This window comes from Bacteroides sp. AF20-13LB (assembly GCF_003603065.1).
GTDB classification, from domain to species: domain Bacteria; phylum Bacteroidota; class Bacteroidia; order Bacteroidales; family Bacteroidaceae; genus Bacteroides; species Bacteroides uniformis.
Map to the genome: position 1 here is coordinate 25,785 of NZ_QTMH01000011.1, position 14,965 is coordinate 40,749.

The 14,965-nt window shown below is 51.1% G+C and carries 15 protein-coding genes; 10 read left to right on the forward strand and 5 right to left on the reverse strand.

Annotation, left to right across the window (positions count from 1 at the left end):
• Nucleotides 1-288: 288 nt before the first annotated feature.
• Complete coding sequence (locus DWX62_RS22330; protein WP_005824146.1) at nucleotides 289-1,290, reverse strand: DUF3871 family protein; 1,002 nt, start codon at nucleotides 1,288-1,290, stop codon at nucleotides 289-291.
• A gap of 187 nt (nucleotides 1,291-1,477) precedes the next feature.
• Nucleotides 1,478-1,642: a hypothetical protein gene (locus tag DWX62_RS22020; protein ID WP_005824152.1), complete on the reverse strand. Its 165-nt coding sequence runs from the start codon at nucleotides 1,640-1,642 to the stop codon at nucleotides 1,478-1,480.
• A gap of 880 nt (nucleotides 1,643-2,522) precedes the next feature.
• On the opposite strand from DWX62_RS22020, the gene DWX62_RS14395 reads away from it, so the two are divergent.
• The 5 genes from DWX62_RS14395 to DWX62_RS14415 all read left to right on the forward strand — a co-directional run bounded on the left by DWX62_RS14395 (nucleotide 2,523) and on the right by DWX62_RS14415 (nucleotide 10,033).
• The gene (locus DWX62_RS14395; protein ID WP_120137815.1) at nucleotides 2,523-3,302 is read left to right on the forward strand and encodes a DnaJ domain-containing protein; all 780 of its coding nucleotides are present in this window, start codon (nucleotides 2,523-2,525) and stop codon (nucleotides 3,300-3,302) included.
• A 76-nt stretch (nucleotides 3,303-3,378) separates the two neighbouring features.
• Nucleotides 3,379-6,651 (forward strand): S41 family peptidase, encoded by a 3,273-nt coding sequence (locus tag DWX62_RS14400; protein ID WP_120137814.1) that lies wholly within the window; start codon nucleotides 3,379-3,381, stop codon nucleotides 6,649-6,651.
• 180 nt (nucleotides 6,652-6,831) lie between these two features.
• Nucleotides 6,832-8,430 carry a TrkA C-terminal domain-containing protein gene (locus tag DWX62_RS14405; protein WP_005824164.1) on the forward strand — a complete coding sequence of 533 codons (1,599 nt, stop codon included), beginning with the start codon at nucleotides 6,832-6,834 and terminating at the stop codon, nucleotides 8,428-8,430.
• A 3-nt stretch (nucleotides 8,431-8,433) separates the two neighbouring features.
• On the forward strand, nucleotides 8,434-9,441 hold the full coding sequence (locus DWX62_RS14410; protein WP_005824166.1) for an aminodeoxychorismate synthase component I: 1,008 nt from the start codon (nucleotides 8,434-8,436) through the stop codon (nucleotides 9,439-9,441).
• Nucleotides 9,425-10,033 carry an aminotransferase class IV family protein gene (locus DWX62_RS14415; protein WP_005835123.1) on the forward strand — a complete coding sequence of 203 codons (609 nt, stop codon included), beginning with the start codon at nucleotides 9,425-9,427 and terminating at the stop codon, nucleotides 10,031-10,033. The genes DWX62_RS14410 and DWX62_RS14415 overlap by 17 nt, the downstream gene beginning before the upstream one ends.
• Nucleotides 10,034-10,038: 5 nt before the next feature.
• Here the strand turns inward: DWX62_RS14415 and DWX62_RS14420 are convergent, their stop codons facing one another.
• Nucleotides 10,039-10,428 (reverse strand): DUF2721 domain-containing protein, encoded by a 390-nt coding sequence (locus DWX62_RS14420; protein WP_005824170.1) that lies wholly within the window; start codon nucleotides 10,426-10,428, stop codon nucleotides 10,039-10,041.
• 177 nt (nucleotides 10,429-10,605) lie between these two features.
• Here DWX62_RS14420 and DWX62_RS14425 point away from each other — a divergent pair, with 177 nt between their 5' ends.
• The 5 genes from DWX62_RS14425 (at nucleotide 10,606) to DWX62_RS14445 (ending at nucleotide 14,108) form a co-directional block, all read left to right on the forward strand.
• Nucleotides 10,606-11,865 (forward strand): 3-phosphoshikimate 1-carboxyvinyltransferase, encoded by a 1,260-nt coding sequence (locus DWX62_RS14425; protein ID WP_098032358.1) that lies wholly within the window; start codon nucleotides 10,606-10,608, stop codon nucleotides 11,863-11,865.
• Nucleotides 11,866-12,119: 254 nt separating this feature from the next.
• Nucleotides 12,120-12,548, forward strand: a complete 429-nt coding sequence (locus DWX62_RS14430) for a hypothetical protein (RefSeq protein ID WP_034523094.1) — start codon at nucleotides 12,120-12,122, stop codon at nucleotides 12,546-12,548.
• Between the two features lie 50 nt (nucleotides 12,549-12,598).
• Nucleotides 12,599-13,411, forward strand: a complete 813-nt coding sequence (locus DWX62_RS14435) for a metal ABC transporter permease (protein ID WP_005824182.1) — start codon at nucleotides 12,599-12,601, stop codon at nucleotides 13,409-13,411.
• A 13-nt stretch (nucleotides 13,412-13,424) separates the two neighbouring features.
• Nucleotides 13,425-13,850: a tRNA (adenosine(37)-N6)-threonylcarbamoyltransferase complex ATPase subunit type 1 TsaE gene (gene tsaE, locus DWX62_RS14440; RefSeq protein WP_005824185.1), complete on the forward strand. Its 426-nt coding sequence runs from the start codon at nucleotides 13,425-13,427 to the stop codon at nucleotides 13,848-13,850.
• A gap of 39 nt (nucleotides 13,851-13,889) precedes the next feature.
• Entirely contained in the window at nucleotides 13,890-14,108 is a 219-nt protein-coding gene (locus DWX62_RS14445; RefSeq protein ID WP_005835118.1) for an immunity 17 family protein, read from the forward strand.
• Nucleotides 14,109-14,169: 61 nt separating this feature from the next.
• Here the strand turns inward: DWX62_RS14445 and DWX62_RS14450 are convergent, their stop codons facing one another.
• Together DWX62_RS14450 and trxA are read right to left on the reverse strand one after the other, a co-directional pair.
• Complete coding sequence (locus tag DWX62_RS14450) at nucleotides 14,170-14,502, reverse strand: hypothetical protein (protein WP_005824189.1); 333 nt, start codon at nucleotides 14,500-14,502, stop codon at nucleotides 14,170-14,172.
• A 111-nt stretch (nucleotides 14,503-14,613) separates the two neighbouring features.
• Complete coding sequence (gene trxA, locus DWX62_RS14455) at nucleotides 14,614-14,928, reverse strand: thioredoxin (RefSeq protein ID WP_005824191.1); 315 nt, start codon at nucleotides 14,926-14,928, stop codon at nucleotides 14,614-14,616.
• Nucleotides 14,929-14,965 lie beyond the last annotated feature (37 nt).

Genomic DNA, 14,965 nt, shown 5'->3' on the forward strand with positions numbered 1-14,965 from the left:
TCCCTGTTTCTCGATTCGAACTTTCCTGTGGTAATAATTTCGCCACGACTTCAGGTGTTGAAAGAGAAGCACAGACAATATCCCGACAGTTTTCACTTCCATGTCCCATTCAGTGGTAATAGAGGACAAGCAATAATCCAAATGATGCGTGATCTTGATTCGTACCTGGACTGTCATCATGGAAGCACACCATTTACCCCCTTGCCAATGAGACCTGCCAAGATACTGGTTACACTGGATTCATCGGACAAGGTTCTTGGTGTCCTTAGAGGAAATAATATGCTGGATTCATGCCTCTTTGTGGTCGATGAGTTCCAATGTCTTATGGGCGATGCGACGTTCAAGGGCAGTACGGACATGAATTTTCTCATCCGGCTTGACAGTGAAGTGAAACGTATCTGTTACTTGTCCGCTACACCTGTCCCTGACATCTACCTTGACTACATACCTCAATTCGCCAACATTCCCTACTATAAACTGGAATGGGATCCTGATGTGATTGTGGAGCCGACATTGAAGGAGAGGCAGATGAGGAACGGTGAGACTGCGGAGAAACTGTGTGGGGAACTGATACAACGTTACAGAAGGGACGGATATTTTGAAAGGAAAATAGTGGATGGAAATATAGTCTGTTCCCGTGAAGCCTGCATATTTCTCAATGAGGTCAAGTCGATCATAAGGATAATCGGGCAAAACAGTCTGAAGCCGGATGAGGTGACTATCCAGATTTGAACACACACGAACCCTCCACCCGATAAAGATCTTGAATTTCTCGGGTGATTTTCGGGCGTATAAGTTTTCCTCGTTCAGGCTTCTTACACCTCCGATACATAAATGTACTTCCTCGCCGTTCATCATTCTGCTCATGGAACGGATATGAAAACAGAAAGCCATACGTTGATAATAGATGGTCTCGTCCTCCGGTCTAAGCTCTTCTTTCCTTTTTGTCAATGCTCCCGGAACCCTGCCCAGGATTTTATGTGATACTCTGATTTCCGTGTTACCAAAGTTCTCTCCGGTAAAATATACTTTCGCGGCATCCTCTACCTGGTGGATAAATTTCTGGTGGCTGATTGTAAGCTGGTTATCCCCAAAACTAGGGACAATACAGTTCCTTTCAAGTTCTTCAAGTGTAATACCCGAAGTGTTACTCTCAATAAAATTAGGATGCTCTTTCTGTTCTTCTTCAGATACGATTACAGCATCTTCGATATTAACTGCATCCATCATTCTTGTTACCATTCCGATTGTTCTTGGAATGACAGTAAGTTCATTAGTCATTGTTTCCATACTCTTGTTATTTTTTAGTCGGTTAATAAAATGCGATGAAAAAACAAAAAGCCAAGAGGTGTCATTTCTTTGCTTTTATGAATATACCTCTTAGCTTCTTTATTCCTTTGAGTATTGAAGTTGCTACCTCCAATACGGTTATTATTACGTCCGCTTTCTTGTCATAATCCATTCATCAGACGTACTATCAGTTTTCAGTCGCAGCATCAACGGCCTTGACTTCACCCGTGGCAATCTTCTTTTTTCCGAATTTGCCACAATACTTTTCTGCAAGCTCGATTACTACGGAACCTGCCACGATAATCTCGGCCACATAAGCTGCGACCTTCAATCCTTTAATTAAATTTCCCATGTCTCTTAGTTTTAAATTGTTAGTAATTATGTTTCTATTCTCTATTTCTCTTATATACTTTTCTCATATATAAGGCTTTGAAGGGAAATCAAGGAAGGGGAGAAGAAAAAAATAGACCAATCTTTCGACTGGTTGTGATAGTTGAACCGTTGTAAATAGCTCCTCGCATTTACTTGGCCTATCATGCGGCATACATTCTTTCGTGGGGAACTTTATGTCTTGTCCACATACTGAAATTGCTACGCATCATCGAATCTACATGCTTATCCATCTTCTGAAAATAAGTGTGACCCGGTAATTGTTTTTATCATTAATGCTTGAAGCCGTACGCACTCTTCATTGCAGTGCTGAATAATGCTCCAAGCTATCTTATCATATATAAGAGTTTGAGGGGATTTGAAAAGGAAAACTGACTATAAAAATTACTCGATAGAAGGCACAGATTAATAATAAAAGTATTATTTTTGCAAATGAGAATTAGACATATAGGAATTAACTAATTAGCAATAATTCCAAATAAAGATTTAGTATTAACAAGCAGCATTATACTATAGGTAAACCATAGTGTAAACCGAAAGAGATGCAATAGAGTATATACAATTGATAATCAGCCGTTATCAGTTTATCTCTCGCGAAGTCTGGGGGGCGTGTGGTCGCAAGTTCGAATCTTGTCATCCCGACTGTTGAGCATTAAGGAGTTAAGTCTAAGACTTAACTCCTTAATTTTTATAGTATTTCTTAATGACAGACTTGCTGCCATAAATATGCTGAATATGTACAAAAAGAAGACGGTGCCTATTCGCTTCAGCGGGAATAGCTCATCAAATTACTGGAATTCTCGTAAGAAATCTCTATTTTTGCACTTTAAACAAGAAAAATTATGGGAGCAGCTAAATGGATAGGCGGCATCATCGGCTTCATGGCCGGAGGACCGCTGGGAGCCTTGGCAGGTTTTGTATTCGGTTCACTGTTCGACACCGATTCAAGTGGCGCAGGCAGTTATTATGGAGAAGAACCAACGCACGGCACTACCTATACCGGGCAACGGAACAGTTTCCTCTTCTCCATGCTCGTGATGGCTTCGTACATTATCCGTGCAGACGGGCGCATCATGCATAGTGAAATGGAATTCGTCCGCCGCTTTCTGAGAAGCACATTCGGTGAGGCTGCCGTGGGCGAGGGAGAACGGATATTACTCAACCTCTTCGAACAGCGCAAGCAGATGGACAGACAAAACCCACTGGCATTTAAAAACACCATCCGTGACTGCGGAACGCAGATTGCCGCCAACCTGACATACGAGGAACGCTTGCAACTGCTGGTATTCTTGGTAGAAATTGCCAAAAGCGACGGACACGTCTGCAACGAGGAGATAGAAGCCTTGAAAGAAGTGGCCATGTACATGGGACTATCCGTCAAGGAAGTGGAATCCATGCTCAACCTGGGCGGCAGCTCACTGAACGAGGCCTATAAAGTACTTGAAATTGAACCTACCGCCACCAATGACGAAGTGCGTGCCGCTTACCGCCGCCTAGCCTTGAAACACCATCCCGACCGGGTGGCAACGCTGGGCGAAGACATCAAGAAAGCCGCAGAAGAGAAGTTCCAAAGCATCAACAATGCCAAAGAACAGATATACAAGGCACGAGGTATGAAATGACATACCTCGTGCCTTGCCTTGTGGACAGCATCATGACGTTTATAAACATTCTATATTAACATCAACCCACACATTTATGAAGAAAACCCTTGCAATCCTTGCACTAGGCCTTACTGCCATTGCCGGACATGCCGCCACGCCGCTCTGGATGCGCGATGTGCAAATTTCTCCCGACGGTACGGAAATCGCATTCTGCTACAAAGGAGACATCTACAAGGTGCCTGCCAAAGGTGGAACCGCCACACAGCTTACTACCCAAGAGAGCTACGAATGTACCCCCATATGGTCGCCGGACGGCAAACAGATTGCCTTTGCCAGCGACAGATACGGCAACTTCGACGTATTCGTGATGCCGGCAGACGGCGGAACCGCCCAACGGCTCACTACCCACTCCACCGGCGAGATACCCTCCACATTCACTCCGGACGGAAAGTATATCCTGTTTTCCGCCTCCATCCAGGACCCGGCAAGCAGCGCTCTTTTCCCCACGTCGGCCATGACCGAGCTTTACAAAGTACCTGCAACGGGAGGGCGTACGGAACAAGTGCTGGGCACCCCTGCCGAAGCGGTCTGCTTCGACAAGGCGGGCCAGCAGTTCCTCTACCAAGACCGCAAGGGATTTGAAGATGAATGGAGAAAGCACCACACCTCCTCCATCACCCGCGACATCTGGCTGTATGATGCAAAGACGGGTATCCATACCAACCTCACCGACCGCGCGGGCGAAGACCGCAACCCGGTGTTGTCACCCGATGGAAGAACGGTTTACTTTTTGAGTGAGAGAAACGGCGGCTCATTCAACGTGTATGCCTTCCCGCTGGCACAGCCCCGAGAGGTGAAGCCCATCACCAGCTTCAAGACACATCCCGTGCGCTTCCTCTCCATGAGTGACGGCGAGACGTTGTGCTACAGTTACGACGGCGAAATCTATACCCAGCAGCCGGATGCCACCCCGAAGAAAGTCGCCATAGAACTGGTGCGCGATGACCGGCCGCAATTCGCCAACCTGCAGTCTTCCGACGGAGCCACCTCTGCCGTTGTGTCCCCGGACGGAAAACAGATTGCCTTCACGCTGCGCGGAGAAGTCTTTGTCACTTCGGCAGACTATGCCACTACCAAGCAGGTGACGCACACACCGGCACGCGAAGCGGGCCTCTCCTTTGCGACGGACAACCGCACCCTGGCCTACGCCAGCGAGCGAGGCGGCAACTGGCAGCTCTACCTTGCCAAGATAGCCCGCAAGGAAGACCCTAACTTCCCGAACGCCACGCTGATTGAAGAAGAAGTGCTGCTGCCCTCCACCACCGTGGAACGTGCCTATCCGCAATTCTCGCCCGACGGCAAGGAACTCGCCTTCATCGAAGACCGCATCCGGCTGATGGTGCTCAATCTGGAGACGAAGAAGGTGCGCCAGATTACGGACGGCTCCACCTGGTACAGCACCGGCGGAGGATTTGACTACGCATGGTCGCCGGACGGTAAATGGTTTACACTTGAGTTCACGGGTAACAAGCACGACCCCTACTCCGACATCGGCCTGGTCAGCGCAGAGGGAGGCAAAGACATCATCAACCTCACCAATAGCGGCTACATGAGCGGCTATCCCCACTTTGCGCTGGACGGCAACGCCATCCTTTTCACCACCGAACGCTACGGCATGCGTGCCCATGCCTCATGGGGCTCGCTGAACGACGCCATGCTCGTCTTCCTCAACCAAGACGCCTACGACAAATACTGCCTGAGCAAAGAAGACTACGAACTGCGCAAGGAGCTGGAGAAGGAACAAAAGAAGTCTGCCGGAAAAGACACCCCCCAAGACAAAAACAAGGATAAAAAGAAGAAAGACGACAAGAAAGACAGCAATGCTGACGAAAAAGATGACCAGCCGAAAGACATCGTCGTAGAGCTGAAAGGCATCGAAGACCGTGTGGTGCGCCTCACCCCGAATTCTTCCGACATGGGCAGCACCATCATCTCCAAGGATGGCGAGACACTCTACTACCTGGCAGCCTTCGAAGGCGGCTACGACCTCTGGAAGATGAATCTGCGCAAGAAAGAGACCCGCCTGCTGCACAAGATGGATGCCGGATGGGCGGACATGCAGCTGGACAAGGACGGCAAAAGCCTCTTCCTGCTGGGCAGCCACAAGATGCAGAAAATGGACACTTCATCCGACGCGCTGACCCCCATCACCTTCCAGGTAGATGCCAAGATGGACCTGGCTGCGGAGCGCGAATACATGTTCGACCACGTGTACCGCCAGCAGCAGAAGCGATTCTACAACACCTCGATGCACGGAGTGGACTGGGACAAGATGACCGCCGCCTATCGCCGCTTCCTGCCCCATATCGACAATAACTATGACTTTGCCGAGCTGCTGAGCGAATGGCTGGGCGAACTGAACGTATCTCACACCGGTGGCCGTTTCTATCCCAAAGGGCAGTCCGAGCCTACTGCCAGTCTGGGACTATTCTTCGACTGGAACTACACGGGCCGGGGCATGCTCATTGCCGAAGTGGTGGAGAAAGGCCCCTTCGACACAGCCAACACCCGGGTGAAAGCCGGCACAGTCATCGAGAAGATAGACGGCGTGGAAATCACCCCCGATGCAGACTACTACACGCTGCTCAACAACAAGGCACGGAAGAAGACACTTGTTTCCCTCTTCGACCCACAGACCAAGGAACGCTGGGAAGAGGTCGTTATCCCCATCACGAACGGTGCGTTCAGTGATTTGCTCTACAGCCGCTGGGTGAAACAGCGTGCGGCAGACGTTGACCGATGGTCGGGTGGCCGATTGGGTTACGTGCACATCGAGTCTATGGGAGACGACAGTTTCCGTTCCGTCTACTCGGACATCCTGGGAAAATACAACAACCGCGAAGGCATCGTCATCGACACCCGTTTCAATGGCGGTGGACGCTTGCACGAGGATATAGAAATACTTTTCAGTGGACAAAAATACTTCACCCAAGTGGTGCGCGGTCGCGAGACGTGCGACATGCCCAGCCGCCGCTGGAACAAACCCTCCATCATGGTGATGTGCGAGGCCAACTACTCCAATGCGCACGGCACGCCGTGGGTTTACAGCCACCGCGGACTGGGCAAGCTGGTAGGCATGCCCGTGCCGGGAACCATGACCAGCGTGTCGTGGGAACGCCTGCAAGACCCGTCATTGGTATTCGGCATCCCCGTCGTGGGCTACCGCCTGTCGGACGGCAGCTATCTGGAGAACTCGCAGCTGGAGCCGGACATCAAAGTAGCCAATTCACCCGAGACCATCGTGAAGGGAGAAGACACACAGCTGAAAGCTGCCGTAGAGGAACTGCTGAAGGAACTCGAAAAATAAGTACCGCCCTGCCCCACGCAGGAATACCGGTCATATAGGCCGATATATATATTAAGATGATGTGTCAAAACGGTTGATGGCACATCATCTTTTTTTATATGCCACAAGGAAGCAATACTTTTTCTATCTCACTTTTTTGCACTATCTTTGTGACATAAATTCCTAACTCTTTAACTGATTATGTTTGCTGACTTGTTAAACTCCTCCTATTTCGCGCTCTTTCTCATTGTGGCTTTAGGCTTCATGTTGGGAAGAATCAAGATTAAAGGGCTTTCGCTCGACGTCTCCGCCGTCATCTTCATTGCCCTGCTGTTCGGACACTTCGGTGTCATCATCCCCAAAGAATTAGGAAACTTCGGACTGGTGCTCTTCATCTTCACCATCGGCATCCAGGCCGGTCCCGGATTTTTCGACTCCTTCCGGAGCAAGGGCAAGACGCTTATCATCATCACCCTGCTCATCATCTGCTCCGCCGCCCTGACGGCAGTAGGACTGAAATATGCCTTCGACATCGATACTCCCAGTGTCGTGGGACTGATAGCCGGTGCCCTGACCAGTACGCCGGGACTCGCCGTTGCCATTGACAGCACCCATTCCCCACTGGCATCCATCGCTTACGGTATTGCCTATCCTTTCGGCGTTATCGGCGTGATTCTCTTCGTTAAGCTGCTGCCCCGTATCATGCGCATCGACCTCGACAAGGAGGCGCGCCGGTTGGAGAAGGAACGCCGCAGCCAGTTCCCGGAACTGACAACCTGTCTGTTCCGCGTAACCAACCCCGCCGTCTTCGACCGGAGCCTGATGCAAATCAATGCGCGCGCCATGACCGGAGCCGTCATCTCACGCCACAAGCACAACGAGCAGATAGCCATCCCCACCGCCCAGACCATCCTGCACGAGGGAGACTACATACAAGCCGTGGGTAGCGAAGAGGCCTTAAACCAGCTCGCCGTCCTCGTGGGCGAACGCGAAGAAGGCGAACTGCCACTCGTAGACATGCAGGAGATTGAATCCCTGCTGCTCACCAAGAAGGATATGATAAACAAGCAGCTGGGCGACCTCAACCTGATGAAGAACTTCGGCTGCACCGTCACCCGCATCCGCCGAAGCGGCATCGACCTCTCCCCCTCGCCCGACCTGGCCCTAAAATTCGGCGACAAACTGATGGTGGTGGGCGAGAAGGACGGCATCAAGGGAGTGGCACGCCTGCTGGGCAACGACACCAAGCAACTGTCCGACACCGACTTCTTCCCCATCGCCCTGGGCATCGTGCTGGGCGTGCTCTTCGGCAAGCTCAACATCTCCTTCTCGGACAGTCTGTCGTTCTCTCCGGGACTGACGGGAGGCATCCTGATGGTCGCCTTGTTCCTGAGCGCCATCGGAAAGACCGGCCCCATTCTGTGGTCCATGTCCGGCCCTGCCAACCAACTGCTGCGCCAGCTGGGACTGCTGCTCTTCCTTGCCGAAGTAGGGACATCGGCAGGACGGAATCTGATGGCCACGTTCCAGGAAAGCGGCTGGCTCTTGTTCGGCGTAGGCGCCGCCATCACGCTGGTGCCCATGCTGGTGGCAGTATGCGTAGGCCTGTTCGTGTTCAAGATAAACATTCTCGACCTGCTGGGCACCATCACCGGCGGCATGACCAGTACGCCCGGCCTTGCCGCCGCCGACTCCATGACGGACAGCAACATACCGAGCGTGGCCTATGCCACGGTATATCCCATTGCCATGGTGTTCCTCATTCTGATAATCCAGGTGATAGCCTCCGCAGTCTATTGACGCATGAAGACGTACAGCCGGACAGAAACCATCGCCCGCATGAACGCACTGGCCGGAGCCAATGTGCCCTTCCTCTTCATCGTAGACTACGCGCAAGAGCAGTCGCACATTGAGCCCCTCGACCGGATAGACCCCGCCACCTGCCTTTTCCAATTCCCGAAGGCAGGCAACACGGAGACGGCTGCAACAGCCCTTGCCAGAAGCACAGCCGCCCGATGCGCCGGCCCTATCCAGTGGGACATCACTCCCCCTTCCCCCGCCGCATACAGACATTCGTTCGACCTCGTGAAGCAAAACCTGCTGGCAGGCAACAGCTACCTGACGAACCTCACTTGCCGGGTACCCGTCACCACCAATCTGACACTGGAAGAAATATTCCTCCACTCCGAAGCCTTGTACAAGCTGTGGCTGAAAGACCGGTTCGTCTGCTTCTCCCCCGAAATCTTTGTCCGCATAGAGAAGGGCAAGATAAAGTCCTTCCCCATGAAAGGCACCATCGACGCTACCCTGCCCGATGCGGAACAGCTCTTGATGCAGGACACCAAAGAGGCAGCCGAGCACGCCACCATCGTCGACCTGATACGCAACGACCTCAGCATGGTTTCGGAACACGTCGAAGTGACCTCCTACCGATATATAGACCGCCTGCAAACCAATAAGGGCCCCATCCTCCAGACCAGCTCCGAGATATGCGGCACCCTGCCCGAAGACTACACCGCACACCTGGGCGACATCATCTTCCGCCTGCTTCCTGCCGGCTCCATCACCGGTGCCCCCAAGCCCAAAACCGTAGAAATCATCGCCCAGGCCGAGGACTACCGCCGGGGCTTCTACACCGGCATCATGGGGCATTATGCCGACGGACAGCTGGACAGCGCTGTCATGATACGCTTCATCGAGCAGGAAAACGGCCAGCTCCACTTCAAGGCAGGAGGCGGCATCACCGCCAAAAGCCGGTGGGAAAGCGAATACAACGAAGTAATACAGAAAATATATGTGCCTATTTATTGAGACCATACGCATCGACCACGGAAGGGTCTGCAACCTTTCCCGCCACAACCGAAGGCTGAACGATACCCGCGCCCACTTCTGGCCGGAAAGCACACCGCTGCAACTGTCCGATTATCTGCACTCTATCTGCGAGACAGGCATCTGCAAGGCAGGTATCGTCAAGGCACGCGTAGTGTATGGTGAAAAAGGCATTGAAGACATCAGCTACTCCCCCTACGCCATGCGGCATGTGCATTCGCTGGCACTGATGCAGGCAGACCACATCGACTACACCTACAAAAGCGCCGGACGCGAACCGCTGAACCGCCTCTTTGCCCTGCGCGGCGCATGCGACGACATTCTGATTGTGAAACAAGGCCTGCTGACAGACACTTCCATCGCCAACATCGCCCTTTCCGACGGCACCCACTGGTACACGCCAGCACATCCCCTGCTGAAAGGGACCAGACGGGCAGCCTTGCTGGAAGAAGGAATCTTGCAGGAAAAAGACATCAGACCGGAAGACTTGCCGTCGTTCTCCACCGCCAGACTGTTCAATGCCATGATTGACTGGGGAGAACTGGAACTCCCCGTACGGAACATCATCCCGTAGTGCCTCTACTCGTGCATATCGTTGAGATGTATCTCCAAAGACTTCACCGATATATATATTTCGTACACCGATATGGCCAGCGAAATAATCAGCAATATCAGCGCCAAACCGAAGATATAGGCCGAAAGCAGATGGAGACGGATATAGACAAAGAACATGCTGACCACGCACAGCAGCAGGCTGCCGATACCCGCCACCTGCATGGCACGCGTCAGGTAGAGCCGCTTCCTCAGGTTGGCAATCTGCGCCGCCTTCACCGAAGACGGGTTCTCCATGTACTGTTCCTTCAAGGTGCGCACCAGTTGGGCATAGGACAAGAAACGGTTGGTATAGGCCAGCATAATCAGCGATATGGCCGAAAACAGCAAGGCGGGGGTGGTTAAATCTATTTCCATAAGAATGATGCTTAATTATATCTATCCGTCCCGATAGCAGGACTTACCTCCGCAAAGATAAACGAAAGATTGAAACCACAGAAACAAGTTTCCTTTTTTCCATTTCCCAAAGATTTATCCTACTTTTGCAGTGACAATAAAAAAACTCCTTACCACCGTAACTTAACAAATACGACCATGCGATATACCATTTCTGCCCCTATCGCCCTGCATGCCGCCATACAACTCCCGGCATCCAAAAGCATCAGCAACCGCGCCCTCATCCTCCACTCCCTTGCCCATGGCAATATCCTGCCCCGCAATCTGAGCGATTGTGACGACACCATGGTGATGACCCGCGCCCTCGACGGAAATCCCGGACATATAGATATCCTTGCCGCCGGCACCGCCATGCGTTTCCTCACCGCCTACCTCAGTGTAACTCCGGGCACCCGCATCATCACCGGTACACAACGCATGCAGCAACGCCCCATCCGCATACTGGTAGACGCCCTGCGGAAGCTCGGCGCCCAGATAGAATACGTCGGAAACGAAGGTTTCCCCCCCTTGCGCATCACCGGAACGGAACTGACCGGCAGCGACATATCCCTTGCCGGTAACGTCAGCTCACAATACATATCCGCCCTGCTGATGATTGGCGCCGTCCTTCCCCAAGGCCTGCGCCTGCACTTGACGGGCAGCATCATCTCCCGCCCCTACATCACCCTAACCCTGCAACTGATGCGCGACTTCGGTGCCCAAGCCGACTGGACCTCCGAAGATTGCATCACCGTCAGCCCCGGCAGATACACGGATACCCCTTTCACCGTGGAAAGCGATTGGAGCGCCGCCTCTTACTGGTATCAGATGATGGCAATAGAAGGAATTAAAAATTATAAATTAAAAATTGAAGGAATCGAACTGCTCGGTCTCTTCGCCCACAGCTATCAAGGCGACAGCCGCGGCGCGGAAGTCTTTGCCCGCCTCGGCGTCCATACCGAATATACAGACCGGGGAGTAAAACTGATCCGTAAGGGTACTCCCGCCACCCGTCTCGACGAAGACATGGTGGACATCCCGGACCTGGCGCAGACCTTTGTCGTCACCTGCTGCCTGATGGACATCCCTTTCCGCTTCACCGGACTGCAAAGCCTTAAAATAAAGGAGACCGACCGTATCACCGCCCTCATTACGGAACTGCGTAAACTGGGTTACGTCGTGCGCTCCGAGCAAGACAGCATCTTGTTGTGGGATGGCGAACGCTGCCCGGCAGACGCTGACCCCGTCATCGCCACCTACGAAGACCACCGTATGGCCATGGCATTTGCCCCCGCCTGCCTTGTACTGCCCCAAATACAGATAGATGAACCACAGGTCGTTACCAAATCTTACCCTGCTTACTGGGAAGACTTGCAAAAGGCGGGATTTAAAGTCTGCCAAAATGCAATGCAATCTTAGAATAAAGCTTTTATTCTTAGAAATACAGCCTTTATTCTTAAGAATATAACCTTTATTCTTAGAAATAAAGGATACATTCTAAGATTAGGATGTATCCAAAGTAGTTTTACACTACGTTCCAAGCAAGTAATGCCTGCGTCGGGTGGAAGTAATCTACCTACCTGCAATCTGAAGCATTATTTTGTCGTGTACAAAACAATATGTATCTTTGTCCGTTCTATTAATGGAACATGTTTTTCAAGAAAAGGAAGCCCATGTGGATATTGATTATTAGCTTGATTGCCCTTGCCCTCGTGGCAGCCACAGCCGGAATTATACGCAACCGGAAACTGCAGAAGAAGATAGACCGCGGCGAACTGGACGCCATGCCCGAAGTGCAGGAAGTGGATGCCGAGTGCTGCGGACAGCACGAAACCTGCGAACGTGACAGCCTGCTGGCAGCCGTCAGCAAGCAAATAGAATATTACGATGACGAAGAACTGGACAAATACATCGGCACCGCTCCCGATGCCTATACTCCCGAGCAGGAAGACGAGTTCCGCGACGTGTTCTACACCATGCAAGACACGGACGTAGCCGGATGGGTGCGCAGCCTGCAACTGCGTGGCATAGCCTTGCCGGACAACATCAAGGATGAAGTGTTCCTCATCATCGGCGAACGCCGTCTCACCCCCCATTCCTAACACTCCACATCCAACTTTTAATTTTTAATTCTTAATTTTTAATTGAATAAATGGAGCTACTGCAATACACTTTTTTCCAACATGCCCTCATCGGCAGTCTGCTGGCAAGCATTGCTTGCGGGCTGATAGGCACGTACATCGTTACCCGGAGACTAGTGTTCATCAGCGGCGGATTGACGCATGCATCTTTTGGCGGTATCGGCCTGGGATTGTATACCGGCATTTCCCCCATTCTGTCGGCAGCCTTGTTTGCAGTCTTGTCCGCTTTCGGTGTAGAGTGGCTCAGCAAACGGAAGGACATGCGGGAAGACTCCGCCATTGCCGTATTCTGGACATTGGGCATGGCACTGGGCATCATGTTCACTTTCCTCTCGCCGGGATTCGCCCCCGACTTGTCCGCCTATCTCTTCGGCAACATTCTCACGATTACCTGGAGCGACATCGCTCTATTGGGAGGGCTCGCCGTCCTGCTGATACTGTTTTTCGCGCTGTATCTCCATCCCATCATCTACGTGGCTTTCGACCGGGAGTTTGCTCGCTCGCAAGGTATTCCGGTGCAGGTATTCGAATATGTACTGATGATGTTCATTGCGCTGACCATCGTGGCATGCCTGCGCATGGTGGGCATCGTGCTGGTCATTTCGCTGCTCACCGTTCCGCAGATGACCGCCAACTTGTTCTCGCACCGGTTCCACCGCATCATCTGGCTTTCCATCGGCATCGGTTACCTCAGTTGCCTGGGCGGGCTGATGATTTCTTTCTACTTGAATGTCCCCTCGGGTGCATCCATCATATTCTTTTCCATCATTATCTATGCCATTTGCAAGACGGGAAAAAGTTTTTGGCTATATTTGCAACGCTAAATCAAAAGACACAATGGAAATCAAAATTCAGTCATTAGACCAGATTCACGAAGCCGCCCGCCAGTTCATCGCTGAAATGGGTGACAATACCGTCTTCGCCCTCTATGGAAAAATGGGGGCGGGCAAGACGACTTTCATCAAAGCCGTTTGCGAGGAATTGGGCGTTTCCGACGTCATCACCTCCCCTACCTTCGCCATTGTCAACGAATACCGTTCCGACACTGCCGGCGAACTGATTTACCATTTTGACTTCTACCGCATCAAGAAGCTGGAAGAAGTGTATGACATGGGGTACGAAGATTACTTCTACAGCGGCGCCCTCTGCTTCATAGAATGGCCGGAGCTGGTAGAGGAGCTTCTGCCGGGTAATACCATCAAAGTGACCATTGAGGAAATAGAGAACGGAGAGCGGAAAGTCACCCTGGAAGACTTTGAATAACCCCTCCCCCTCTTTTTAATTTATAATTTTTAGTTCTCCATGAGCCAATACATCGTTCAAGGGATTTTTGCCGTCGCAGGCATCATCGCCTTGCTGGCAGCCATATTGGACTGGAACTGGTTCTTTACTGCCCGAAACACCCAGTTTATCGTACAAAATGTAGGGCGGCGACAAGCTCGCCTGTTCTACGGTGTATTGGGTGTCATTCTCATCGGCACGTCCATCTTCTTTTTTCTGAATACGCCACCGGTCACATAAAAACAAGAAATCGCGGATGAAGCCATGCTCATCCGCGATTTTACTATACTTTTGATACAGACTATTCTTCGTCCAAAGATTCCGTATATTCCATCTCACCTTGTACGATGAAAAGGATTTCTTCCGGATCATAGTCACCCATCTCATCCTTATGGGCTTCCTTGACAATATAGTCCACGATTTTCCCCAAATCAATCTCGATGTACCCATCCGCATCCGGCTGTGCATCAAGGATGCCGCTCTCGGAATAGTACTCGTCAATCAAATCGAGAAAATAATAGAACTCGTCGTCAGAGAACTTCTCTTTCAACTCCTGCGGCAAATAATTCTTGATGTACTCGATGGTCTTTTCATCATCGACATCATTCTGCAAAAAATCGTCTTCCATTCCCATACTTACTATTGCTTAAAGGGTTAATGTTATTGACTATTTGACGATTTACTATTTACTATTTAGCTGCGCCATGATGCCGAAAGGGTAAATCGTAAATCGTCAAATAGTACCTTATAATATCGCTTCTATCTTGGCCACGTAAGCAGATTTCGGAGCAGAACCTACCTGCTTGTCCACCAGCTCTCCATTCTTGAAGAACAAGACTGTAGGGATGTTGCGTATACCATATTCGGCAGCCACATCACCGTTCTCATCCACGTCACATTTGCCAATAATCACCTTTCCTTCATATTCAGTAGCCAATTCATCGATGATTGGTCCCACCATCTTACAAGGGCCGCACCAAGGTGCCCAGAAATCCATAACGACCGGCTTTCCCTCTGCCAGGATTTCTTGAAAATTGCTGTCTGTAATTTCTAAAGCCATTTCTTTTAATATTAAATGTCAACTATAATTATTAATT

Coding starts and splice junctions, on each gene's coding strand:
- DWX62_RS22330 (WP_005824146.1), bottom strand. CDS start 1,290: ATGGAAACAATGACTAATGAACTTACTGTCATTCCAAGAACAATCGGA.
- DWX62_RS14400 (WP_120137814.1), top strand. CDS start 3,379: ATGAAGAAAACCCTTGCAATCCTTGCACTAGGCCTTACTGCCATTGCC.
- DWX62_RS14405 (WP_005824164.1), top strand. CDS start 6,832: ATGTTTGCTGACTTGTTAAACTCCTCCTATTTCGCGCTCTTTCTCATT.
- DWX62_RS14450 (WP_005824189.1), bottom strand. CDS start 14,502: ATGGGAATGGAAGACGATTTTTTGCAGAATGATGTCGATGATGAAAAG.
- DWX62_RS14430 (WP_034523094.1), top strand. CDS start 12,120: ATGTGGATATTGATTATTAGCTTGATTGCCCTTGCCCTCGTGGCAGCC.
- tsaE (WP_005824185.1), top strand. CDS start 13,425: ATGGAAATCAAAATTCAGTCATTAGACCAGATTCACGAAGCCGCCCGC.
- trxA (WP_005824191.1), bottom strand. CDS start 14,928: ATGGCTTTAGAAATTACAGACAGCAATTTTCAAGAAATCCTGGCAGAG.
- DWX62_RS22020 (WP_005824152.1), bottom strand. CDS start 1,642: ATGGGAAATTTAATTAAAGGATTGAAGGTCGCAGCTTATGTGGCCGAG.
- DWX62_RS14420 (WP_005824170.1), bottom strand. CDS start 10,428: ATGGAAATAGATTTAACCACCCCCGCCTTGCTGTTTTCGGCCATATCG.
- DWX62_RS14435 (WP_005824182.1), top strand. CDS start 12,599: ATGGAGCTACTGCAATACACTTTTTTCCAACATGCCCTCATCGGCAGT.
- DWX62_RS14425 (WP_098032358.1), top strand. CDS start 10,606: ATGCGATATACCATTTCTGCCCCTATCGCCCTGCATGCCGCCATACAA.
- DWX62_RS14395 (WP_120137815.1), top strand. CDS start 2,523: ATGGGAGCAGCTAAATGGATAGGCGGCATCATCGGCTTCATGGCCGGA.
- DWX62_RS14410 (WP_005824166.1), top strand. CDS start 8,434: ATGAAGACGTACAGCCGGACAGAAACCATCGCCCGCATGAACGCACTG.
- DWX62_RS14415 (WP_005835123.1), top strand. CDS start 9,425: ATGTGCCTATTTATTGAGACCATACGCATCGACCACGGAAGGGTCTGC.
- DWX62_RS14445 (WP_005835118.1), top strand. CDS start 13,890: ATGAGCCAATACATCGTTCAAGGGATTTTTGCCGTCGCAGGCATCATC.